Source organism: Gilliamella sp. Occ4-3, from assembly GCF_001690675.1.
GTDB lineage: Bacteria > Pseudomonadota > Gammaproteobacteria > Enterobacterales > Orbaceae > Gilliamella > Gilliamella bombi.
Genome location: NZ_LZHR01000003.1, coordinates 24,436 through 48,423 on the forward strand (window position 1 = coordinate 24,436; position 23,988 = coordinate 48,423).

Below are 23,988 nucleotides of genomic sequence, written 5' to 3' on the forward strand. Positions count from 1 at the left end.
ACCTTTACTCATTAATACTATTTATTAAGACAATTTTGTAAATAAACACCTGCACCAAACAAGCCTGGATCTTCATGTGTTATTACATAAACAGGAATTTTTTTGACTAAATAGGACATACGACCTTTATGTTCAAAAGCATCTCTAAATGGAGATGTTTTAAAAAATTCGATAAAGCGTGGCACAATACCACCAGCAATATAAACGCCACCTTGTGTATTAAGTGTTAATGCCAAATTACCACCAAAACGCCCCATAAAAGTACAAAAATAGGTTAAAGTTTGCAAGCAAAGTGGACAACTTTTAGATAGCGCTTTCTCAACAATAATGTCGGGTGTAATCTCTATTACTGGTTGATTATTAATTTGTAACAACGCTTGATAAATATTAACAATACCATTGCCTGATAAAAACCGCTCAGTAGAAACACGCCCAAATTTTTTGCGAAGTTGCATTAAAATACGGTCTTCATCATCACTTATCATTGGAAGCTCTGTATGCCCCCCTTCTCCTGACAAACTAATCCAACGTCCATTTACTTTAATTAAATGTGACACTCCAAGTCCTGTACCTGCACCATAAATTGCAATTGGATAATCTAAATCAGGTTCATCACCACCAATCTGAACAAGATCTTGTTTAGATAATTTAGGAATTGAAGTTGATACTGCTGTAAAATCATTAATTACTTCTAGTTTTTCAAGATTAAGTTCCTTAACTAATTCAGATCGTGAAAACGACAAATCATTGTTTGTCATGCTAATTATATCTTCATCATTAATCGGACATGCAATTGCAATACAAGCCATTTTTATAGTAACTGATTGAGCTTGTAAGTAATTCTTAATTAATTTTAGCAATACATCATCCTTTGCAATAAGAACTTTAGTTATTGCTGATAACTCATTTGTAGCCAAATTATAAAGCGCAAATCGAGCATTAGTTCCACCAATATCGGTGACAAGTGCATATTGATTCATGTTACTTCCTTTATGATAAATTAATTCTTTTTAGTTAAAATAATAAGTTTGCCCATCAATCGATGAAAGTATATTGCTGATATTAATAATTATTTATATTAAATTATCCTAAGCAGTTAGTACGATAAGAATTTCATCTAATATATTAAAAAACTATCGAATAAAAACTCAATTTAAATCAATAAATCTACAACCACTTTTTAAGTTTAAAATAAATATAAGGAGCAACACCTGCTAGCAACATTAATAGTAATGAAAACGGATAACCATATTCCCATTTTAATTCTGGCATAAATTCAAAATTCATACCATAAGCTGAAGCAACTACCGTTGGGGGTAAAAACACAACAGATACAACCGAGAAAATTTTGATAATTCGACTCTGTTCAATATTGATAAAACTGGTTGCAGCTTGCATTAAAAAGTTTACTTTTTGGAATAATGACTCATTATGTGGAACAAGCGATTCAATATCGCGAATAACTTCACGAGCTTGTTCTAATTGATCTACTGGCATTTTAGCTCGACGAACTAAATAGTTAACCGCACGTTGGCTATCCATCAAACAAAGGCGAACTTTCCACGCGGTATCTTCAAGTTCTGCCAACGAGGTAATAGCTTCATCGTAATGCTCTTGAGCTGAGCGATCCATAATAATTAAACTTAATTCTTCGAGTTCACTGTAGATATTTTCAATTTGATCTGCTAACTGCTCAACTTTAACTTCAAATAAATCAAGTAATACTTCATAAGGATTTCCATCGTTCATTCCTTGGTAGCGCGATCGCATGCGATACAAACGAAATGCTGGTAAATCTCGCTCACGTAGCGTAAACAAACGACCATTATGCACTGTAAAAGCTACTGTTGAGTTGCCCGCACGATCTTCTGCATCTTCATAAAAAAAGAAAGAGTGGACATGTAAACCTTCGTTATCTTCAAAAAAACGAGCTGACGCTTCAATATCGTCAAGTTCAATACTTGTTGCTAAGTTTTGTCCTAAATGTGTTAAAACAAAATCTCGATCGGCTTCTTCTGGCTCAATTAAATCAATCCAAGTTGCATTATTTATATCGCCTTCATTAATTTTTACTAATTGTTTGTTTTTCAATCCAAACGCATTAATCATAAGGCCTCCTATAGGAAAAATCTTTTAGAACATCACATTAACAAATGTCTAGCATTATACTCGCTATGACAGCAAATTCCTATGTTTAAACCAATCTTTCTAATCTTTATAAAATGGGAGAAAAATTCCATTATTAAATTAAATTCGCTGATATTACTACAGTCTCATGTTACAATATGTAGCTTAAAATACTTATGTCATGTTTAGGAGTTAATAATGGCCAATAGAGGAATAAATAAAGTTATTTTAGTTGGTAATTTAGGTCAAGATCCCGAAGTTCGTTATATGTCTAACGGTAATGCAGTTGCGAATATTAGCATTGCAACATCAGAATCATGGAAAGATAAACAAACCAATGAATACCGTGAACGTACTGAATGGCATCGCGTTGTTATATTCGGTAAATTAGCTGAAATTGCTGGCGAATACTTAAAAAAAGGTTCCCAAATTTATATTGAAGGGCAATTACAAACTCGAAAATGGCAAGATCAATCAGGGCAAGATCGTTACACAACTGAAGTTGTAGTTAACCCTATTGGCGGTACTTTGCAAATTCTAGGAACACGCAATAGTGGTGAAAACATGGGCGATGGATCACAAAATTGGGGACAAAGTGCTAATAATTCTTCATCTGCACCAGTGGCTCCTTCTCGCCCTCTAACACAAAATACACCTGCACAGCCTGCGGCGACTCCAGAACCACCAATGGATTTCGATGATGATATTCCATTTTAAGTATTAAAAGTTCAATTTGATTTTATGAAAGGAGTCGAACATTACTCCTTTCAAACCTTAATTCGATATCACATTTTATCTACTAATTCATAAAAATTATTCAGGCTTGACATTATTTCTATTAATATTAGACCTAAAATTATCAGTGTAGTACCTACAATTTTTTCAAACATGGTAATAAAATCCGATACCGAATTACAACTACCTCCATATATCATTTTCTGTTTATTTCAATTATACTTAGCTGCAAATTTTGTCGGATTTAAAATAAATCTATGTTGGAACTTATACAAACTGTCGGCTTTGGTTTAATTTTATTTATTCCTTTAACGAATCCTTTAACCACTGTGGTACTGTTATTAGGTCTATCGGGCGATATGACCAATGAAGAGCGGAATTACCAATCAAAATTGACCTGTATTTATGTGTTTATAATTATGGTTGTATCGTTTTATTGTGGGCAACTAGTAATGAGCACATTTGGCATATCGATTCCCGGATTACGCATTGCTGGTGGCATGATTGTTGGTGTTATTGGCTTTAGAATGTTATTTCCACAACAACCATCACACAAAACTCTTGAAGCAGATGCAAAAAAGAAAGAGATCTCAAATAATATCGCTTTTGTTCCTCTCGCCATGCCAAGTACAGCAGGCCCCGGAACTATAGCAATGATAATAAGCATGTCATCAACAGTAAAAAGTGGTGGCTATAACGTTTCAACTTGGGTTGTTTATACTGCTTCGATATTAGTGCCTTTATTGTTATGTATTATTCTTTGGTTTTGTATGCGCAGTGCAGGTAGCATAATGCGCTTTATGGGGAAAAGTGGCATTGAAGCCACTTCAAGAATTATGGGCTTTTTATTAGTTTGTGTTGGAACTCAATTCATAATTAATGGCATTAAAGAAATTGTATTGAATTTTCCTAATATTTAATATTAGAAATCAACTAACAAAGCTAAAGAGTTGGTATGTTTTTAATCATTTCTACCCGTATTAAATAATCATAAAGCGGAACTAATTGTTTAAAACCTTTAACCAGTTTATCAGGTAAATCGCTATTTAATACATCCTCAATATGATTACTTGTCACCATAACCGCAATATTTTTACGGTTATACCAAGTTGCAACTTTTTTGTCCTGCTCTTTAATTAATGGGCGTTTATAACTTTCACCAACAAGCTCAAATGGTTTTTTGACGCAACGTGTCATTGCTAAAAATTTCTTAGTATCGTTAAGAATCTCGTCTCGAAAGATATCCATCGTTTGTTTTGATGAACAATAATAGCCTAGCCCATATTGATAACTGCTTGGGCTAATTTCAAAAAAGTAAGCGGGCGCTTCTTTCCAATCTTTATTTGGTCGTTTAAATGTCAACCATAATCGGCTACGATAAAGTGATTTATCATTTGAAAAACGAGTATCTCGATGTATACGTGAAATCGTTTTACCAATAGCAGGACGAGTTTCAAACCACTCATCAATTTTGAGCATCTCTGGTGTTAATTGTTCAACCAAAAGCCTAAACGGTTTAACTAAATCGTTATCATAAATAGCACGATGCTCTTCAAACCACGGTTTGCTGTTTTTAATCCAAGCGTCTTGTAAAAAATTAAGTCCAGCTTGGCTAAAGCCAGTAAAGTTTGCCATTGCTTACTCCTTAAATAACGCTCTTACTTTTTCTAAATCTTCGAAAGTGTCGACACCAATTGCAGGAGGTTGTTTTGCCACAGCGACATGAATTTTTTCACCGTACCAAAGTACTCTTAATTGCTCTAACATTTCAATTTGTTCAAGCGTTGATGGTGCCCATTTAATATATTGGCGAATAAAGCCAGCACGGTAAGCATAAATACCAATATGGCGGAGATAAAAATCACCGATACTCGATGGTTTTAACTGTTCAGCTGATTTCGCAAAACGATCGCGTTCCCAAGGAATGGTTGCACGAGAAAAATAAAGCGCATAACCATCTTTATCTGTCACAACTTTAACCGCACCAGTATTAAATGCTTCTTCAACAGAATCAATTGGCACAGCTAACGTTGCCATTCCTGTTTTATATTGCACTAAATTTTCAGCCACTTGATTAATAATGACTGGCGGTATTAAAGGTTCATCCCCTTGTACATTAACAATAACTTCATCATCAGTAAACTGATAAGTATTTATCACCTCTGCCAGTCTTTCTGTACCAGAATTATGCTTATCACTTGTCAGAATGACTTCACCACCATACTCCTTGACTACCTCATAAACTTGTTGATGATCTGTGGCAATAATCACTCGATTGGCTGATGATTTTTTTGCTTGCTCCATCACACGAACAATCATTGGTTTACCATGAATATCCGCTAGTGGCTTACCAGGTAAACGGCTCGATGCATACCTAGCGGGAATAATAACCGAAAAGTTCATAATTAAAGACCTTATTATTTATTCTTGAATACATTCAGATTGGTTAAGTGGTTTAGCTTCACATTCTAGCAGCACCGGAATATTATCTTTAACTGTATAAACTAAATTATCTGCATGACAAATTAACTGCTGATTAGTAGCATTATATTGCAATTGACCATGGCATTTAGGACAAGCAAGTGCGTTTAATAGGATATCTTTCATTTTTTCTTCTCTTGGGATTTAGTCTCAGCTAGTAATAAACAGATTTGATCAATAACTTGCACAGGTATTACCGCATCGATGGGCAGATACCACCAATTTTGTTGAGCAAATTGTCTACATTTAACTGCATCTTTTTCAGTCATTAAAAGTGTTTGTTTATTACGTGCAACATTATTTAACAACGGTAAAGTAAATTTTTGATGATCGGCAAAAGAAACGGTTTCGACCACATCCACTTGCATTTTACCTAACATATCAAAAAAACGTTTTGGATTACTAATACCTGCAATAGCGCATATATTTGACAACGAAGATAACGCTCTTTTTTCTTGAGAAAGTAAATTCACTGCATACAATGGCATTAATTGCATAGTAAAGGTTTTATTAGGATACTGCTGCGCTAAATTATTTACGCTATCACCATTAATGACGATAAGATCAACCGATTTTAACCGACTTTCACGCTCTCGCATGGGTCCTGCTGGCATCCACCATCCATTACCGAATAGGCGCTTTCCATCAATCACAACCACTTCAATATCACGCGCTAAAGCATAATGTTGTAAACCATCATCAGTCAAAATAACATCTATTTGGTACTGCTTTAATAACGCTTGAACAGCCTCAGAGCGATAAGGTGAGACAGCAATAGGTACATTAGTACGTTGATAAATAAGCACAGGTTCATCACCTGCTTGTTCAGTTGTAGTGGTATTATCTAAAATAAGCGGATAGTTATCAGCCTTTCCTCCATATCCTCGTGAAACAACTCCAACCTGTAAGCCTTTTTGTTTTAACGATTCAATTAAACTAATAACTAGTGGCGTTTTACCGTTACCGCCAACAGATAAGTTGCCAATAACAATAACAGGTACGGGAGATCGCCAAGATTTTAAAATACCAACTTGATATAAAAAGCGACGGAAAATAGCAATCAAACCATATAATAAAGAAAATGGTATGAATAACCAAAATAAACGATTTTTACCATACCACAATTTTTCAATCATAACTTTAACATCACTCAATTACATTTAGTAAAATTGTTTTATATCTCAATATAACAATTATTATAGTTGCCTATAGCAAACGATAGCCTATTTTACTCATAATTTGGTAAACTACCAAACCAATCATGATACCATCTAGGTTTAATTTCACCTCGCATAGTTTTTAGCTTCCATGTTTGTTTATCAAAAAAAAGACTTATTTGACCTGTTCTAGCAGTAACATAATAGTCTAATTGTAAATCTTTATACTTTGCCATTACCTTATTGGAGGGGAGTTTCCAAGGATTATAACGAGATGTAGACGCCAAAGACTTTACTGGTTTAACATGATTTAAAAATGTATAACTTGACGATGTTCTACTACCATGATGGGGGATTTGTAAAATAGTAGACGTTAGCTGATTTCGATATTTAGTAACTAACTGATATTCCTGATTACGTTCTAGATCTCCAGTTAACAATACAGAAAAACGTCCATCGGTAACTTGTACCACACAGGAATCCTTATTTTGAGTATCGCTAACTAGCTGATTAGGCCACAGCACATTAAACGTCAGATCATTCCAAATAACACTATTACCGGCTAAGCATTGATAATCATTATTAAAGTCAGAAGACGAACTCATTAACCATGCCTCAGGATAAATAAGTTGAATTAATTTCAAACCGCCAACATGATCATTATGTTGATGACTAATAATAATACCTTGTACATTCAAATTATGCCATTGTAGAAAAGGAATAATAACCCTTTCCATAGCGGAACTTTTTTCCCACTTAGCTCCTGTATCATACAAAATTGCAGACTTACCATCATGGATAACGATAGCTAATCCATGACCTACATCTAACATGTCTAACCGCCAACGATAGTTTTGCTGTTTAAAAAAAGGGGTAACCAGTATCATCAAAATTACTAGCAAAGTAATGCTAAAGCGTTGCCAAACACCTGTACGGATTATCACTACAGTTAACCAACCTAAAAGACCTAATAAATAAAAATCTGAAGGGATGTTAATCCATAATTGATTAAGCCAATTTAAACTCAAAAATAGCCATTCTAGAGATTTATCAGCAATTAGCCAAAACCATAAGGCAATAGAAAAACAATCAAAAATACTAAATATTAACGCCAATAAAATGGTAGGAAATGTAACTAATGAAATAACAGGAATTGCAATTAGATTTGTTAAAATCGAAACTCCACTAACACCTTGAAAAACAAAAAACTGAATTGGAAGCAGCAATAAGGTTAACCCACACTGCAAATGTAGTATCCTAATTATATACCAACGTTTTTTATGCCTTACTGCTTTGGAAAGCGGCGCCCAATCATGCAAAAAAATTAAAGTTATTACTGCATAGCAAGATAACCAAAAACTTTCAGATAAAATCATCAATGGATCAAATAATAATAACAACGCAATGATCCGATTGATTTTTTGCCATGAACTTATTTTATATTTTTTATAACGAAAATAGATCCAAATTGACAAAGCAACCATAGCTCGCAAAGTAGGCGGATTAAAACCTGTTAACCATGCATAAAAAAATGCACATAACCACCCTATTATAATTGGTACAAAAAAATAGATAAAACGCTTTGGAATAAAAAACAGTATAGCTTTAGCCAAAAAGCAACTAAGTCCATAAACAACTAAAATATGCATACCAGATATAGCCATTAAATGAGCAATACCTGTTTGCATCATTACCATACGATGCTCGTCATCTAATTGAGAACGATCACCAAAAGCAAGGGCTAGCAAAATACCTTTATAACTAAATAAATCGATATAAGGTAGAGCCAAATCAGTAATATATTGTCTTAAGTCAGATTTATTATTTAATAACTTGGCATCAACCAATTTAGCCGATAATAAGCTACGGTTTGCTATCGAAAAGCGTTGGCTATCAAAGCCTCCATCATTTAAGTATCCATGTACAACTTTTGTTTTTAGTGTCAATTGCCAAATTTCCCCAGATTTAGGGTGATCTAACCTATCCCAGTAAACCGAAATCGGAACATCCTTTGCAAGCGTAACATCTGAAATGGAAAAAATAGAAAATGGCATGTAATAAGGTCCGTTGACCATTGCTGCCTGATGAGTATTGATATTAACCACTTTGGCGTGAACAACTAGCGTTTTATCTATATAAGGAGAAATGTTGGATAAATATTGCTTAGAATAAGCAGTTGACCACAAAAAACCTAAACTAAATGCAACAAAAACAGATAAATACCAACGAAAATTAACAGGAACGATTAACACAATTAAAAACAAGATAAAAGCAAGTAAACACCAATATAGATCAGACAATAAATGGGGCAAAAAGAGTAATGGTAAACAACCTAATGAAAACATGATAGCCATTAAATCCAAAGAACAAATTTTCTGCACTAATACTTACCATCTTTATATTGAACAATATAAGCCTATCACTTGATATCATAAAAAAATAATTGATGTAGATTTTTTCGATCTTTGTTCCATTTTAATTATCAATCTTAATGAAATTTACTGAAATTATTCGGAATATTGCATATTTTAAAAGAGGGATTTAACGACTTAAATCAGCATAACGTTGACTGGTTTTTCCTTAATGATAATTGGTAAAGGTTATTTAAATAAGTAAGTACAACTAAATGATAGAAATTAAACTAGCTAAAACAAAAAAGCCTTTGATTTAACTCAAAGGCTTTCATCTAATTGTAAAATTTAAAGATTATGCGTTTGCAGCATTATTTACTCTTTCACGTAATTCTTTACCTGGTTTGAAGTGAGGTATATATTTATGTTTCACTTCAACATTACCACCAGTTCTTGGGTTCCTTGCTTTACGTGGAGCTCGATAGTTCAAACTAAAACTACCGAAGCCTCGAATTTCTACACGATCGTTACTTTCCATAGCTAAAGCGATCTGTTCAATGATATCTCTAACTGAATCATCAACTAGTTGAACAGGAAGATGTGTTCGCCAGTTAACAATTCGTTCTACTAAATCTGATCTGTTCATGATCACTCCTAATTTATTTATGTGGCATGTAACTATTTCATTTTATCCCATAAAAGAAAAAGAGGGCAAGCCCTCTTTACTCTTTACATAAATATTTTTTACTCAGTTTTTGATGCAGCTTTAAATGCTTCTGCCATTGCATTAGTAAATGATGCATCTTCTTGAGTTGCTGTGTTGTTTACTGCTGCGAGAGCTTCTTTTTCATCAGCTTCATCTTTCGCTCGTACTGATAACGAAATTGCACGAGTTTTACGATCGATGTTAACAATTTTAGCTTCAACTTCATCACCAACTTTTAATACAGTTGTTGCATCTTCAATACGCTCACGAGCAATATCTTGTGCTTTTAAGTAGCCTTCAATACCTTCAGCGATTTCGATGGTTGCACCTTTAGCGTCAACTGCACTTACTGTACCTTTAACTATTGTGCCTTTTTTATAGCTAGAAGCAAAGCTACTGAATGGATCATCTTCTAATTGTTTAATACCTAGAGAGATACGTTCACGTTCTGCATCAACTTGTAAAACAACAGCTTCGATATCATCACCTTTCTTATAAGCTTTAACAGCTTCTTCGCCAGGCATATTCCAAGAAATGTCTGAAAGATGAACTAAACCATCGATACCGCCCTCTAAACCGATAAAGATACCAAAATCAGTGATTGATTTGATCTTACCGCTAACTTTATCACCTTTATTATGTGTTTCAGCAAATTGTAACCACGGATTTGGTTTACATTGTTTAAGGCCAAGAGAAATACGACGACGTTCTTCGTCAATTTCAAGCACAACAACTTCAACAACATCACCTAAGCTAACAACTTTAGATGGATGAATATTTTTGTTTGTCCAGTCCATTTCAGAAACATGAACTAAACCTTCAACACCTGTTTCAATTTCAACAAAACAACCGTAGTCAGTTAAGTTAGTTACTTTACCTGTTACTTTAGTACCTTCAGGATAACGTTTAGCGATTGAAACCCATGGATCTTCGCCTAATTGTTTTAAGCCAAGTGATACACGTGAACGATCTTTGTCAAATTTAAGTACTTTAACAAGTAATTCTTGACCAACTTCAACCACTTCACTTGGGTGTTTAACACGTTTCCAAGCCATGTCAGTAATGTGAAGTAACCCATCAACCCCACCAAGATCAACGAATGCACCGTAATCGGTAAGATTTTTGATGATACCTTTAACTTCAGAACCTTCTTGTAGATTTTCAAGAAGTTGTTCTCTTTCTGCACTATTTTCAGATTCAATAACTGCACGACGTGAAACAACAACGTTGTTGCGTTTTTGATCTAATTTAATAACTTTTAATTCGATTTCTCTATTTTCAATATGAGAAGTATCGCGTAATGGACGAACGTCAACAAGTGAACCTGGAAGGAACGCACGAACGCCATTAAGATCAACCGTAAAGCCACCTTTAACTTTACCATTGATAACACCTAAAACTGTTGCAGCATCTTCAACTGCTTTTTCTAGTGTAAGCCATGCTTCATGACGCTTAGCTTTTTCACGAGATAAGATAGTTTCACCAAAACCATCTTCGATTGAGTCAAGCACAACGTCAACAACGTCGCCGACTTGAACTTCTAATTCGCCTTGGGCATTTTTAAACTGCTCTACTGGAATCGCTGATTCAGATTTTAAACCAGCGTCAACTAAAACAACATCTTTGTCGATTGCAACGACAGTACCACGGATCATATTACCAGAACGAGTGTCTAGTTGATTGATAGACTCTTCAAAGAGTTGAGCAAAAGATTCAGTCATATTTATATACTTAAGTTAATTTTAACGTCCACATTACATCCTGTCTTGTGGGGTTGTTTATAATACTCCATACATCCTTATAATGGAGCTAGTTTCACGCTATAATTTAAGTTACAACGCAAGTTTTTCGTTTATATGCTTAATAGATTGATTAAAAACATCTTCAATAGACAGTGATGTAGTATCAATTATTAGAGCATCAATTGCAGGTTTAAGTGGCGCAACGGCGCGATGACGGTCTCTTTCATCACGCGCAGTTATTTCCTGCAAAATTTCGGCGAATTTAACATTATTTTGCTTATCTTGCAACTGTTTCATTCGCCTTTCTGCACGAGATTGGGCACTAGCATCAAGAAATATCTTAACAGGGGCATCACTAAATACTACACTGCCCATATCACGACCATCGGCAATCAATCCAGGTGCTTGTTTAAAGTCACGTTGACGTTGTAATAAAGCTACTCTAACCGAATTAATTGCCGCCACTTTTGAGGCAGCTCCCCCCGTCTGTTCTGTACGGATTTCTTTAGTCACATCAATCTGATTTAATAACACTTTAACATCATAGCCTTGCGTATCAAACGTTAGTGGCAAATTAAGAGCTAGTTGTTCAAGTTTATTGGCATCATCTAGCGCAATATCTTGCTTAAGCGCACTAAGTGCTAGCACACGATAGATAGCACCAGAATCTAAAAGATGCCATTTAAAATGATTGGCTAATGCTTGACATAACGTACCTTTACCGACACCACTTGGTCCATCAACAGCAATAACGGGAACAGATTTATTCATTTCATTCTTCGCTTAATCGTTTAAATTGTTCGAAATAATCAGGAAAAGTCTTCATTGTGCATTTAGGATCTAATATTGTCACAGGTGTATCTGAAAGCGCCACTAATGAAAAACACATAGCAATACGATGATCATTATAGGTTTCGATTTCGGCATGGTTTAATTTAACTGGAGGAATAATAGTAATATAATCGTGACCTTCATCAACAGTTGCGCCAACCTTTCTTAATTCAGTTGCCATCGCATATAAGCGATCAGTTTCTTTCACTCGCCAATTATAAATATTACGAATAGTAGTAGGACCTTTAGCAAACAATGCCGTTGTAGCAATAGTCATTGCCGCATCTGGAATATGGTTCATATCCATATCAACACCGTGTAATTCACCACGAGAGCATTGAATATAATCATCAGCCCAAATAACTTTAGCCCCCATTTTTTCAAGCACATGAGCAAATTGGGTATCGCCTTGTAAGCTATTTTTCCCTATGCCAGTTACTTTAACACTACCACCTTTAATTGCAGCCGCTGCTAAAAAATAAGAAGCAGAAGACGCATCCCCTTCAACTAAATAATCTCCCGGCGACTGATAACACTGATTAGCTTTAACAGTAAATTTTTGATAATTGTGATTGGTAACTAAAACACCAAACATAGCCATCATTTTGACTGTAATATCAATATAAGGTTTAGAAACAAGATCACCAATAATAGTAATTTCTGTGTCTTGTTTTGCTAATGGCGCAGCCATTAATAGTGCAGTTAAAAATTGGCTAGATACCGAACCATCAACTTTGATATCACCACCTGTAAAACCGCCTTGAATATGTAGTGGTGGATAGCCTTCATTTTCAAGATAATCAATTTTAGCTCCACCTTGTCGCAAAGCATCGACCAAATGACCAATTGGGCGTTCTTTCATGCGAGGTTCGCCCGTTAACACAATATTATTATTTCCAAGACATAACGTAGCAGCTAAAGGACGCATTGCTGTGCCAGCATTACCCAAAAAAAGCTCTAATGCATGGTCGGATTGCAAAATACCGCCCACACCTTGCACATCACAAATCGTGCGATCGTGTGATAACTGGTACTTCACACCTAATGCTGCAAGCGCATCAAGCATATAACGCACATCATCACTATCAAGTAAATTCGTTAACCGTGTATTACCTTTACTCAATGCTGATAGTAATAACGCACGATTAGAAACACTTTTTGAACCAGGCAAATTGATAGTACCATTAAATCTTTTTATCGGTTGTAATGTTAAGGATAACATAAGGACTCTCTTTAATATTCTTTAATATTCTTTAATATTCTTTAATATTCTTTAATATTCTTTAAAATTTCTCTAACGTCGCTTTTAATAAATCAATTGCTTGCTTATCTTTAGCACTATTTTCCCATAACTTATCAAATAAATGGCGATACCGTTTAATTGCCTCATAAGATGACGTAATTGATGCAATACCGGTAGTAACATTAGGTAACTCACCTAATCGAAATGGGCTCATTGCTAATGAAATAGGATTCCCATCTTGATAAAAAATCTGAAAAGCAATTGACGGAATAGCTTCTTGTGTAATAGCAATTGTTGGCGCAAGAGATTGTTGTTCAATTAACTGAATTAAGTGATAAACTTCTTTGCGTGCTAGTAGCATTCTTTCCGATTTTTTACCCGGCGAAATAGTTAAATTGCCTACCAAACCAATATGTAAAAAACGTTCTACATTACGTAAACTGATTAAATTAATAACTTTTGGAATTGATTGACAGAACTGAGTTTTACGATCTTTTAGAATGGATAAGGTAGTGGCATATTTTTGAGGAACAGCGGGTTTACTCGATTCATTTAACATCATCGCTAAATGAGACAAATAATCAGAAGAAGTTAATAAAAAGGAAAAAGGATCGAAATGAGAATAGATATGAGTTGATTGCTCTTCTAATTGACGCATACGTTCAAAAAAGCCTTCACCACTCGAATAGTATTCAGTATCAATGCCAAGTAAACTAGCAAAAGACGTATCAAGTAAGGAAGCCAATCGCTCTAGAGTTTCAATTTTAACGATCTCACCTTTTTCTAACCGATATACTGCTGCTCTTGAAATTTTAAGACTTTCTGCAACATCTTCAGCCCTCAAAGAGGCAGCAATCCGATACGCACGCAGACGCTGACCTATAGCACAATAATCAATCGATCCAGTAATCATAATACACTCAAACTATTAAGATTTTGGCAGTGTATCACAAGGTGATAGCAATGCCAATTTTTGGCAAAATGTTTTATTCCTATCTAAGTTTTTTCTCCTATTGAATTAACTTTTCTATTATTTATAACAATTTATTTAGTTTGTGACTGTAGTAATATAGCCTGCAAAGCTGATGCATTCTTATATTCGGTATACTCAGTTATTGCTTGTGGCTGCTTTAATATATCAGTTGTATTGCCAAGTACTTGTGATGCCATTACAAATCCGTTAGGTTGCATTACTGAACGTTTATAAAAATCAATCAAATCTTGCTTAGTAATTTTTTGCAATTGCTCGATTTTTTTATCCTTTAAATCAAACGCAAAACGTGAATTACGGTAGTCAGGCATATAACGACCAAACTCCTCATCCAATGTTTGCGGAGGCATTTTCAATTCATCAAGTACCGCTTTTTTATATTGCTCAATATCTTTTTTCGATAATGCTTGCAATTTATTCAGCATAACTGGATAAAATTCTTGGTAGCGTTTAATTAAATAAGCCGGATCATATTGATTACTTTGGATAATAAAACTCATTCCCGACGAATCACCAACCGTAATAGGCTCTGCAAATACAGCATGACCAAGTTGCTCATTGGTGCGTAACTGATCATAAAACCAAGGTGAAATAATTTTAGAAAGAGTATAACTTATCATGCTACTACTAATTCGATCATAACCCATTGGAATATAGCTCATCATTAAAGCATTATCAGTGCTTTTTGCATGTTGAGTTATTTTAGCCTCTAACGAGTTTTTAATCTGAATATTATTAACAGGAGTAAATTCAACATCACGCACTAATGTTTTCTGGATGGCATGATAAAGATCTAAAGAGTCCTCGTTAGACAAATTACCCAAGCTAAGCATATAAGGTACTGAGTGAGTTAATAAGTTATCACGGTAAGCTAACACATCATTAATGGTCATATTTGCTGTAATTTGTCGTTTTTCATCTCGTTCAAAATAATGCGGTAATACCGACAATGCATTAATAGGATTAACCGCTAACCGATAACTCTTAGCATGATCGGCTTTATCCAATTCTTGCAAATACCAAGATTTAGCTAATGCTAAACTTTGCTCATCAATAGTGGCCTTGCGATAGTTATCAAGTATGGCCGTAACCATTTTTGGTAAATGCTGACTAAAACCGCTGGCTGAAATCATTAAGCCATTATCATTACCAGTTGATAATGAAATACCAGCAACTCCAGCCTGAAATCGTAATTGTTCTAAATTACGACTAACAATATAATCAAGCAGATTAAAAGCAACCACAGCTTTTACGTCGCTAGTAGCCTGATTATTGCGTAATGAAACAACAATAGCAGCTTTAGGTTCATTTTTAAAATACTGGCTAGCAAAATGAATATGATTACCGCGCTTACTAAATTTTTCAGGTTGCGCTTGATTACGATTTTGTTTTAAAATCGTAAAATTATCAGGTATATAAGGATTGAGCTCAGGCAAACTAAATGTAAAATTTTTGCCTAGTGCTAACCAACTTGCTTTTTGCTCGCTAGTGATATTATCAATTTTATAAGGCGCATCGACAAAATAAGCAGTTTTATTGGTAGTTTGGTTTGGCGAAATCACCCAAATTCTAGCATTATTGGCAGTCAAACTTTTTAAACGTGCCGTAATAGCTGATTTATCAAAATGAGTAGCAACATAATCTGAATTTAACACATTTTGAACTGGATACAACAACATTTGATCTGATAGCCATTCTACATATGACATATCACGCTCGACATCTTGATATTTAAACTCTAACGCTAATACCTTTTGAATCTCTTGATAATAAGCGTCAGAAATGCCCTCTTTTTGAATCAACTGTAAATAATTAAAAATAGCGCCAATAACTTTATCTTTTTGAGCAAGTCCATCGTCGGTTAAACTCACATTAATACTCAATATACCACTATTACCATAACGGATAGGATTGATAGATGAACTAATTCCTTCAATTAAACCTTGTTTTTGTAACTGATCAGACAACGTATTATGACTACTGTTACAGATTAAATAAGTAATATACTCATCGGTTTTATCAGCAAATTTAGCCAAGTTATTTTCAATCGGAAACTGTAAAAACAATAGCTTTTTGGGTTGTGCTGGTACCATAGAAATTTGTTTATTTAACACATTTGGTGTTATAGCGGGTTTATCAACTATTGGGGCATTAATATTTTTATTAGGGATTTTACCAAAACTATTTTCAGCTAATTTTGTCAATTTATTGATCGACTGATTGCTATACATCACTCCAACCATAATATTGGCTGAATAATAATCTTTATGAAAATTCACTAAAGCATCTTGTAATTTACTATTTTCTTTATCACTTAACGTTTCTAAATTACCGCCTGAAAATTGAGAAGCTGGATGGTTTTGATTAATTGTTTCAGAATCAACTTGCCCGATCCTAAAACCATCATTTGATCTGGCCATTGTCAATTCAGCGTTAACTGCATTACGTTCTTTATCGGCAAATTTAGGATCTAAATTGGGCTCAGCAATAGCATCAGCTAAATAATCCAGTGCTTTATCAAATGCGCTATTTTCAACTTCAAAATAAAAAGCCGTTCTATGTGCTGCAGTGCTAGCATTATAACTTCCCGAATGACGACTTAAAAATTGAGAAAAGCTTGCTGGTTCTGGATAATTTTTCGATCCCATTAATACCATATGTTCAGCATAATGAGCCAACCCTTGTTGCTCTTTGGGATCTTGCAACGAGCCGACAGGCAGTGCTAATGATGCCAGTGATTTTACAGCATTAGGATCTGAAACAAGTAACACTCGCATTTTATTTGCTAGCTCAACCACTTCATATTGACGCTTATCGCGCTCGCTTTGCTGAACTTTTTCTAACAAAACTGGGCTCACAAGCTTATTTTCAATAGCAAACAATATCGGTGAAGTAGTCATAGTTAATAATCCAATAACACTACTAATTATTAAATTGACTATTTTTTTATTTTTCAAATCCATAATATTCACTCGCTTGACTTTATCATCAAAAAAATACGGTTAAAAAGAAAGAAGCGGATGTATCAAAATGCTTAAACATAATGATAGATTCCGCTATTTTGTGATGAATACAATTAATGTTCTCGAGTTTTTCTAAACTCAATATCAGGATATCTTTCTTGAGTTAAATTTAAATTAACCATACTTGGTGCCACATAAGATAGATTATCCCCGCCATCTAAGGCCAAATTTTGTTCACATTTTCGTTTAAACTCTTCCAGTTTTTTCACATCTGAGCACTCAACCCAACGCGCTGTTGTCACATTAACTGGCTCATAAATGGCTTCAACGTTATACTCTGATTTTAAACGAGCAACCACCACATCAAATTGTAGCACCCCTACAGCTCCCACAATTAAGTCATTATTGGTTAATGGACGAAACACTTGTACAGCACCCTCTTCGGACAATTGAACTAACCCCTTTAATAACTGCTTTTGTTTAAGTGGATCTTTAAGACGAATTCGACGAAACAGTTCTGGTGCAAAGTTAGGAATGCCTGTAAATTTTAGATCTTCACCTTGTGTAAAAGTATCGCCTATTTGAATCGTGCCATGATTATGTAAACCAATGATATCACCAGCATAGGCTTCTTCAACATGTTCACGATCACCTGCCATAAACGTTAAGGCGTCAGAAATATTGATATCTTTAGCAATGCGTACATGTCGTAACTTCATACCCTTTTCATATTTACCCGATACAATGCGCATAAATGCAACGCGGTCACGATGTTTAGGATCCATATTGGCTTGAATTTTAAAAACAAAACCACTGAACTTTTCTTCTGATGATTCGACTTCGCGCTTATCGGTTTGACGAGGTTGAGGAGTTGGTGCCCAAGCTGTTAAACCATCAAGCATATGATCAACGCCAAAATTACCCAATGCCGTACCAAAAAAGACTGGCGTTAAATCGCCTGACAAGAAAGCATCTAAATCAAATTCGTTTGATGCGCCTTGCACTAATTCAAGCTCTTCACGCAGTTGCTGCGCTAAATCATCACCCACCGCTAAATCCAAATCAGGGTTAGTTAACCCTTTAATAATTCGGACCTCTTGTATTGTATGACCTTTCCCTGATTGGTAAAGGTAAGTTTCGTCTTTAGCTAAATGGTAAACACCTTTAAATAACTTGCCACAACCAATCGGCCAAGTAATAGGGGCGCACATAATATTTAACTCGTTTTCAACCTCATCAAGCAGTTCCATTGGATCGCGAATATCACGGTCTAACTTATTCATAAAGGTTAAAATTGGTGTATTGCGTAATCGTGTCACTTCCATTAATTTGCGAGTACGATCTTCAACCCCTTTTGCTGCATCAATTACCATCAAACAACTATCAACCGCTGTTAGCGTACGATAAGTATCTTCAGAAAAATCCTCGTGCCCTGGAGTGTCTAATAAATTAACTAAGCAGTCATTATAAGGAAACTGCATCACAGATGTAGTAATTGAAATACCACGTTGCTTTTCCATTTCCATCCAGTCTGACTTAGCATGCTGGGCATTAGCGCCACGGCCTTTAACTGTACCAGCTGTTTGAATTGCATGACCAAATAACAATACCTTTTCGGTAATGGTTGTTTTACCAGCATCGGGGTGAGAAATAATTGCAAAAGTGCGACGTGCATTAACTTCGTCTAAATAAGCTTGTTCTGTCATAAAACTGTTTTAACTCACACAAAAATAATCACATATTTTAGCAGGTATCTGTCTGTTTTGCTATTGATGTTATATGCAACGTTATTTGCCTTATTTATTTATCTATGCATAATATTTGACTTAATAAGTAATGCACTATTTACTGCTTTTTGTTAAAAAGTTTCAGGTAACTATGTGTTTAAGTATAAAACTGGGATTTGCTATGAACATTCGTGATTTAAAATTGTATTTACATTTATGCGAAACCTGTCACTTTGGTATAACGGCAAATGCTATGCATGTTAGTCCATCAACCTTATCAAGGCAGATCCAACGACTTGAAGAACATTTTGGTCACCCGCTATTTATTCGCGACAATAGGCAAGTACAAATCACTTCGGAGGGTGAAAAAGTTAAACGTTTTGCTCAACAAGTAATAAATATGCACCAACAACTAAAATATGATTTAGATCAATCTAACCAACAAATTGTCGGTGAACTCACTCTATTTTGTTCAGTCACCGCTGCATATAGCCATCTACCTGAAATACTTGATCGCTTTAGGATCCACTATCCTCTAGTTGAAATCAAACTATCAACGGGTGATGCTGCTGACGCTGTAAAGAAAATTCAAGCAAATGAAGCCGATTTAGCTATAGCAGGCAAACCAAAACAGCTCCCTACTGGTATTGAGTTTTTAAAATTTGGCGAAATTGAAATGGTATTGCTAATACCTAAACTTAATAGCACGTTTAGTGACAGATTACATCAAAAACAGCCTGACTGGCATAATATTCCCTTTATATTGCCTGAACATGGCCCTAGTCGCCACCGTATTGATTTATGGTTTAAGCAAAGAAAAATTTCTAATCCCAAAATTTATGCTACGGTCGCAGGACACGAAGCCATTGTATCGATGGTTGCTTTAGGTTGTGGGGTAGCCTTATTACCTAAAGTCGTAATGGACAATAGCCCTGAACGAATAAGAGAGCGCATAACCGAATGGTCAACAAACTTAATGGAACCGTTTGATGTTGGTATTTGTGTACAAAAAAGAAGGTTATCAGAGAAAATCATTGCTGCCTTTTGGGCAATTTGCAATCTCAATTTACCTAATAACGCATAACAAAAATATAGTGTATAATTACACCTCAAAAAATTAAAACTATATAAAGTGTTAACTAGCATATACCTAATTTTTTATTAAGATTTTATGTAACAGAATAACATTGCATGGTATTGAAAATGAAAAAGATAAAATTAAGAACGTTAGCCTCATTGATATTTTTTGCCGCTGTTACTATGCCATTAATGGCACAGTCCAATACCACAAAATCAACCACCTCTAACACAAAAGCTGACGGCAAAACGGCAACGTCAACCACAACTATAACAACCGATACTGAAACTAACAGCAGCACGCCATCCCCAATTGATAACACAATTAAAAAACCAAAGTGGCTAGTCCGCAATACATTAGCTTATTATGATGGTGATAGTGATGACCTTGTTACAGCTGGGCTTGGGTTTACCCCATTATCAACCACTATTATCGTGCCAGAAGTTGAAATTCCAGCTAAACCAAACTTTCAAGAACGCCGACAAGCCAAACTAAATCGCTATATTGACACCAAAATTGGTGAAGGAACACTATTTGGTTTTAGAAAGCAAGAACTAACTCCTTTGTTTGACGGTAAAATTGCAGGTACCGAAATATCAGCCGTACAAAGACAAGACGGTGTTGGCATGTTGCTACAAATTCCACTTGATTTTAACAAAAATAAACCTTGCATTGTTGCGGTTCCTGCTAGTGATTCGGATGGAATATTTAATACCAAAGATATACAGATTCGTGGATTATGGGGACTCCGTCACAACTGTGCAGTAGTATATAACGACAAAGGGCTAGGTAACGGCATTTATGATATTGAACGCAAACTTGGATTCACCGTTTGGGGAGAAGTACAAAGCGGTAACATCTTATTCTCTCCTTCGATTAATAATAAAGAAAAATATATCAAAAAATATCCCCATCGCTATGCTATAAAACAACTACACTCGCAACTCAATGCCGAAGCCCGCTGGGGGGAACACGTATTAAAATCCCTAGAATTTGCTTTTTATGAACTTAATATTATGTTTTCACCGAATGATCAAGCTATATTTAACAAAGACAACACTCTGGTTTTAGTCTATGGCGCAAGTGATGGTGGTGGAGCAGCATTAAAAGCTGGCGAATTAGATGATCAAAATATGATTGACGGTATTGTTGCAGTTAATCCACAAATTCAACCAAATCTTGACAAAGCCTCAGTTAAACTCAAAATCGGCAACAACAACTCGCAAAAGTTAGAAGCCAAATCCATTGCTAATTACAGTGCTTATGGTGCGTTATATATACCATGTGCCATACCAGCCATAACAGCTTATAAAGACGATGCTTATGTACCTTATGCGGATTATTTTCTTTATTCACAAGAGCGCTGTAGCGCCCTTAAAAAAGCAAAGTTACTTACTACAGGAACACCAAAAGAAGCGCTAGAAAAACTACATAAAAATGGTTGGACACCAGAAATGGACATCCAACTACCCTATTTTTACTACACTGAATCCATTGGTCTACCTTATCAATATATTAGTGCCTATGGCAAATATAGTGTCACCGAAAATATGTGCAATTTTTCGGTAGCAAGCACCCAGCAAAACCCAATTAACAACACAGGAAAAGTTGCACCATTAAAAGAAATTTCGTTTGAACAAATATGGGGAATGGCTAACGGTCATTTACCGCTTTGGAATGGCCGTAATGCAACGGTTTTGGATCTAGTTGAAAACGAAGATCTCAACACCCCAAGACGTGAATTTTATTCTAGCTCGCAAACGAAAAATACAATCGATTACGGCACCAAAGGATCGATCTGTGTTTATAAAAAATCACAAGAACCACGAGTTAACGAAGGCATAAAACAAGTTATGGCATCGGGTAACTTACATGGTATAAAAACCTTTATTGTCCATGGTCGGAACAATGTTAAACAATTACCAAACTATACATCGCGCGCTTATGTCGCATTAAACAGCTTGGTTGAAGGTAAACAATCACAACTGCGATACATTGAAGTAGAAAATGCCAGCTACTTAGATGGCAGAGCCCCATTTGACAACACATTACTACCAATTGATTATTATGGCGAAGATGCCATCGAGTGGTTATGGGCTAACTTAACCAACAACGCTACGCTACCAGTAAGCCAAGTTGTACGTACTAAAACTCGTGGAGGCAAAAGTGGTTATGCGCCACAAATAACCAACAACAACCTAAAACCGATAGCCCAAACGCCAAATAGCAACAGCATTATCCAAAAAACGGATGGCAAACTGATATTGCCAAATTAACAGTAAATATCTAAAACACTACTGGTTTAAGCACAGCGGCTTGAACTGGTAGCACCAAAATCCAGTTTAGCTGGTGCTATCTTTTACTATTAAACAGATTTTGGGATATAACAAAAAAAATAACGACTCTAATTGAGCATAATGCAGCTTAACATCAACAATTGTTTCTTTTAACAAATATAATTTTGGTCGTCTATTTGCCATGCCACTAAGGACATTACCAACAAAGTCAATAGAAGCATAATTTTCGAGCCACTCCCCTTGCCACATTGAATTCATAAAATGCTGATAATCTGCCGGATAAACGTCAATATAAGGTTGGATATGAGCTTTTGTTACTTGATTAAATTGAGACACACTCGATAACAAACCATAATTAGCCCAATGCTTTGACAAAAAATGATCCCACACAATATCTAATGTAATGGGTGCAACTCGCTGATGCGATTTTCTAAACAGCAGCTTAGCTTTCTTAACTTCAAGCAGGCTATCGGTCAATCTATCAATTTTACGGTGTAGCATAATGCCATCGGCAATATTAGAGTTATAAATTAAATAAGGATCACCTTTAACAAAATCAGCTACTGTATTACCAATCAACGAACTACGTGCTATCGTAGCCAAATGTAAATGAGCAAGAATATTCATAAAAGTAACCGTTAATTATTCACGATGTTTAAATTCGCCTTCGGCGAAACCTTCTCGCCAATAACTAGTAATATGAAAAGCATCAGGCGACAAATGTACATATTTATCTTTAATAGCATGACGCACAGATTGTGCCAACGAACGCTCCATTCCTCCCCAAAACAACAACTTATTTTGCTCTGATAAATCAGCATTAATTACCGCATCAACTAATTGAAAGGGATTATCCCTATTTTGTATAAACCAATTCACCTTAATATTTTTATTATCTGGCAACGGCACTATATCACTTTTATAATTAACCTGTATAAAGGCAAAAGCCTTCTGATTTTGGGGAAGATGTTCAAGCGTATAACATATGGCGGGCACAGCCGAAATATCCCCCATTAACACCAAACAATTATCAGTAAATCGCAACTTGCTAGCTGCCGCAATCAAACCGATTTGGTCACCAACCTTAGCTTTTTGCGACCACACTGAAGCCAAACCTGTATCATGAACAGCAAAATCAACAAAAAATTGATTAGAGGCACGCTCAAATTCGCGCACACTATAACTACGGACTAGCTGACATTGCTTATCACCAACAGCGATTTTATTATTATCATCAAGTTTAGGGAAAGTAATTACATTGGTTGAAGGATCAGGAAAAAGCAATTTTAAATACGGACAAACCCATAATGGATCAATACTTACTGGTTTATCGCTACTAAACTGTATGCGAATAAAACTGGGAGATATTTTTTCAATATTCAATACCGTTAATAACGCATTAACGATGACTTTCTTATTGAATTTGATTTTTCCTATTTTTTCATCCATCAACTGATCCCTAAATTTATTGCTAGATGCCATCATCATACAACAAAATATATTAGAATAATGCTATTTTTATAATTGAAAAAATAGATAAACTTGTTTAACCCAAAAGC

At 35.2% G+C, this 23,988-nt stretch carries 20 protein-coding genes; 4 read left to right on the forward strand and 16 right to left on the reverse strand.

Annotated features, from left to right (window positions below):
* Window positions 1–17: 17 nt before the first annotated feature.
* Both A9G44_RS00245 and corA read right to left on the reverse strand, forming a co-directional pair.
* Window positions 18–980: a glucokinase gene (locus A9G44_RS00245; protein WP_065608797.1), complete on the reverse strand. Its 963-nt coding sequence runs from the start codon at window positions 978–980 to the stop codon at window positions 18–20.
* Window positions 981–1,167: 187 nt separating this feature from the next.
* Entirely contained in the window at window positions 1,168–2,109 is a 942-nt protein-coding gene (corA, locus tag A9G44_RS00250) for a magnesium/cobalt transporter CorA (RefSeq protein ID WP_034912903.1), read from the reverse strand.
* Between the two features lie 216 nt (window positions 2,110–2,325).
* Here corA and A9G44_RS00255 point away from each other — a divergent pair, with 216 nt between their 5' ends.
* A complete protein-coding gene (locus tag A9G44_RS00255) occupies window positions 2,326–2,844 on the forward strand; it encodes a single-stranded DNA-binding protein (protein WP_065608798.1) in 519 nt (172 codons plus the stop codon).
* Between the two features lie 275 nt (window positions 2,845–3,119).
* Window positions 3,120–3,782 (forward strand): MarC family NAAT transporter, encoded by a 663-nt coding sequence (locus A9G44_RS00260; protein WP_034912908.1) that lies wholly within the window; start codon window positions 3,120–3,122, stop codon window positions 3,780–3,782.
* A gap of 22 nt (window positions 3,783–3,804) precedes the next feature.
* Here A9G44_RS00260 and A9G44_RS00265 read toward each other — a convergent pair whose 3' ends face one another.
* The 12 genes from A9G44_RS00265 to prfC form a co-directional block, all read right to left on the reverse strand.
* On the reverse strand, window positions 3,805–4,497 hold the full coding sequence (locus A9G44_RS00265; RefSeq protein ID WP_065608799.1) for a DUF2461 domain-containing protein: 693 nt from the start codon (window positions 4,495–4,497) through the stop codon (window positions 3,805–3,807).
* 3 nt (window positions 4,498–4,500) lie between these two features.
* Window positions 4,501–5,265, reverse strand: a complete 765-nt coding sequence (gene kdsB / locus A9G44_RS00270; RefSeq protein ID WP_065589246.1) for a 3-deoxy-manno-octulosonate cytidylyltransferase — start codon at window positions 5,263–5,265, stop codon at window positions 4,501–4,503.
* 18 nt (window positions 5,266–5,283) lie between these two features.
* On the reverse strand, window positions 5,284–5,469 hold the full coding sequence (locus A9G44_RS00275; RefSeq protein ID WP_065608800.1) for a Trm112 family protein: 186 nt from the start codon (window positions 5,467–5,469) through the stop codon (window positions 5,284–5,286).
* Window positions 5,466–6,479: a tetraacyldisaccharide 4'-kinase gene (lpxK, locus tag A9G44_RS00280; RefSeq protein WP_065608801.1), complete on the reverse strand. Its 1,014-nt coding sequence runs from the start codon at window positions 6,477–6,479 to the stop codon at window positions 5,466–5,468. The genes A9G44_RS00275 and lpxK overlap by 4 nt, the downstream gene beginning before the upstream one ends.
* 92 nt (window positions 6,480–6,571) lie before the next feature.
* Complete coding sequence (locus A9G44_RS00285) at window positions 6,572–8,854, reverse strand: DNA internalization-related competence protein ComEC/Rec2 (RefSeq protein ID WP_081298197.1); 2,283 nt, start codon at window positions 8,852–8,854, stop codon at window positions 6,572–6,574.
* A gap of 352 nt (window positions 8,855–9,206) precedes the next feature.
* Window positions 9,207–9,497, reverse strand: coding sequence for an integration host factor subunit beta (gene ihfB, locus A9G44_RS00290; RefSeq protein ID WP_034912930.1), 291 nt, complete (start codon window positions 9,495–9,497; stop codon window positions 9,207–9,209).
* Window positions 9,498–9,595: 98 nt separating this feature from the next.
* Entirely contained in the window at window positions 9,596–11,278 is a 1,683-nt protein-coding gene (rpsA, locus tag A9G44_RS00295) for a 30S ribosomal protein S1 (protein ID WP_065608803.1), read from the reverse strand.
* A 111-nt stretch (window positions 11,279–11,389) separates the two neighbouring features.
* Window positions 11,390–12,070 (reverse strand): (d)CMP kinase, encoded by a 681-nt coding sequence (cmk, locus tag A9G44_RS00300; protein ID WP_065608804.1) that lies wholly within the window; start codon window positions 12,068–12,070, stop codon window positions 11,390–11,392.
* A gap of 1 nt (window position 12,071) precedes the next feature.
* The gene (aroA, locus tag A9G44_RS00305) at window positions 12,072–13,352 is read right to left on the reverse strand and encodes a 3-phosphoshikimate 1-carboxyvinyltransferase (RefSeq protein WP_065608805.1); all 1,281 of its coding nucleotides are present in this window, start codon (window positions 13,350–13,352) and stop codon (window positions 12,072–12,074) included.
* A 61-nt stretch (window positions 13,353–13,413) separates the two neighbouring features.
* Complete coding sequence (locus tag A9G44_RS00310; protein WP_065608806.1) at window positions 13,414–14,286, reverse strand: helix-turn-helix domain-containing protein; 873 nt, start codon at window positions 14,284–14,286, stop codon at window positions 13,414–13,416.
* A gap of 131 nt (window positions 14,287–14,417) precedes the next feature.
* Window positions 14,418–17,264: a pitrilysin gene (gene ptrA, locus A9G44_RS00315; RefSeq protein WP_179854766.1), complete on the reverse strand. Its 2,847-nt coding sequence runs from the start codon at window positions 17,262–17,264 to the stop codon at window positions 14,418–14,420.
* A 176-nt stretch (window positions 17,265–17,440) separates the two neighbouring features.
* Window positions 17,441–19,033, reverse strand: coding sequence for a peptide chain release factor 3 (gene prfC, locus A9G44_RS00320; protein ID WP_065589253.1), 1,593 nt, complete (start codon window positions 19,031–19,033; stop codon window positions 17,441–17,443).
* 202 nt (window positions 19,034–19,235) lie between these two features.
* On the opposite strand from prfC, the gene ilvY reads away from it, so the two are divergent.
* Together ilvY and A9G44_RS00330 are read left to right on the forward strand one after the other, a co-directional pair.
* On the forward strand, window positions 19,236–20,138 hold the full coding sequence (ilvY, locus tag A9G44_RS00325; RefSeq protein ID WP_065559894.1) for an HTH-type transcriptional activator IlvY: 903 nt from the start codon (window positions 19,236–19,238) through the stop codon (window positions 20,136–20,138).
* 119 nt (window positions 20,139–20,257) lie between these two features.
* Entirely contained in the window at window positions 20,258–22,408 is a 2,151-nt protein-coding gene (locus A9G44_RS00330; protein WP_065608808.1) for a 3-hydroxybutyrate oligomer hydrolase family protein, read from the forward strand.
* A gap of 66 nt (window positions 22,409–22,474) precedes the next feature.
* Here the strand turns inward: A9G44_RS00330 and A9G44_RS00335 are convergent, their stop codons facing one another.
* Window positions 22,475–23,056, reverse strand: a complete 582-nt coding sequence (locus A9G44_RS00335) for an acyl carrier protein phosphodiesterase (RefSeq protein ID WP_065608809.1) — start codon at window positions 23,054–23,056, stop codon at window positions 22,475–22,477.
* Between the two features lie 15 nt (window positions 23,057–23,071).
* The gene (locus A9G44_RS00340) at window positions 23,072–23,878 is read right to left on the reverse strand and encodes a siderophore-interacting protein (protein ID WP_065608810.1); all 807 of its coding nucleotides are present in this window, start codon (window positions 23,876–23,878) and stop codon (window positions 23,072–23,074) included.
* Window positions 23,879–23,988 lie beyond the last annotated feature (110 nt).

Bases quoted from the DNA above. Each gene is read 5' to 3' on its own strand.
- lpxK (WP_065608801.1), bottom strand. From the start codon at position 6,479: ATGATTGAAAAATTGTGGTATGGTAAAAATCGTTTATTTTGGTTATTC.
- A9G44_RS00260 (WP_034912908.1), top strand. From the start codon at position 3,120: ATGTTGGAACTTATACAAACTGTCGGCTTTGGTTTAATTTTATTTATT.
- cmk (WP_065608804.1), bottom strand. From the start codon at position 12,070: ATGAATAAATCTGTTCCCGTTATTGCTGTTGATGGACCAAGTGGTGTC.
- A9G44_RS00330 (WP_065608808.1), top strand. From the start codon at position 20,258: ATGAAAAAGATAAAATTAAGAACGTTAGCCTCATTGATATTTTTTGCC.
- aroA (WP_065608805.1), bottom strand. From the start codon at position 13,352: ATGTTATCCTTAACATTACAACCGATAAAAAGATTTAATGGTACTATC.
- A9G44_RS00255 (WP_065608798.1), top strand. From the start codon at position 2,326: ATGGCCAATAGAGGAATAAATAAAGTTATTTTAGTTGGTAATTTAGGT.
- ilvY (WP_065559894.1), top strand. From the start codon at position 19,236: ATGAACATTCGTGATTTAAAATTGTATTTACATTTATGCGAAACCTGT.
- corA (WP_034912903.1), bottom strand. From the start codon at position 2,109: ATGATTAATGCGTTTGGATTGAAAAACAAACAATTAGTAAAAATTAAT.
- A9G44_RS00245 (WP_065608797.1), bottom strand. From the start codon at position 980: ATGAATCAATATGCACTTGTCACCGATATTGGTGGAACTAATGCTCGA.
- A9G44_RS00340 (WP_065608810.1), bottom strand. From the start codon at position 23,878: ATGGATGAAAAAATAGGAAAAATCAAATTCAATAAGAAAGTCATCGTT.
- A9G44_RS00285 (WP_081298197.1), bottom strand. From the start codon at position 8,854: ATGGCTATCATGTTTTCATTAGGTTGTTTACCATTACTCTTTTTGCCC.
- A9G44_RS00265 (WP_065608799.1), bottom strand. From the start codon at position 4,497: ATGGCAAACTTTACTGGCTTTAGCCAAGCTGGACTTAATTTTTTACAA.
- ptrA (WP_179854766.1), bottom strand. From the start codon at position 17,264: ATGACTACTTCACCGATATTGTTTGCTATTGAAAATAAGCTTGTGAGC.
- rpsA (WP_065608803.1), bottom strand. From the start codon at position 11,278: ATGACTGAATCTTTTGCTCAACTCTTTGAAGAGTCTATCAATCAACTA.
- prfC (WP_065589253.1), bottom strand. From the start codon at position 19,033: ATGACAGAACAAGCTTATTTAGACGAAGTTAATGCACGTCGCACTTTT.
- A9G44_RS00310 (WP_065608806.1), bottom strand. From the start codon at position 14,286: ATGATTACTGGATCGATTGATTATTGTGCTATAGGTCAGCGTCTGCGT.
- kdsB (WP_065589246.1), bottom strand. From the start codon at position 5,265: ATGAACTTTTCGGTTATTATTCCCGCTAGGTATGCATCGAGCCGTTTA.
- A9G44_RS00335 (WP_065608809.1), bottom strand. From the start codon at position 23,056: ATGAATATTCTTGCTCATTTACATTTGGCTACGATAGCACGTAGTTCG.
- ihfB (WP_034912930.1), bottom strand. From the start codon at position 9,497: ATGAACAGATCAGATTTAGTAGAACGAATTGTTAACTGGCGAACACAT.
- A9G44_RS00275 (WP_065608800.1), bottom strand. From the start codon at position 5,469: ATGAAAGATATCCTATTAAACGCACTTGCTTGTCCTAAATGCCATGGT.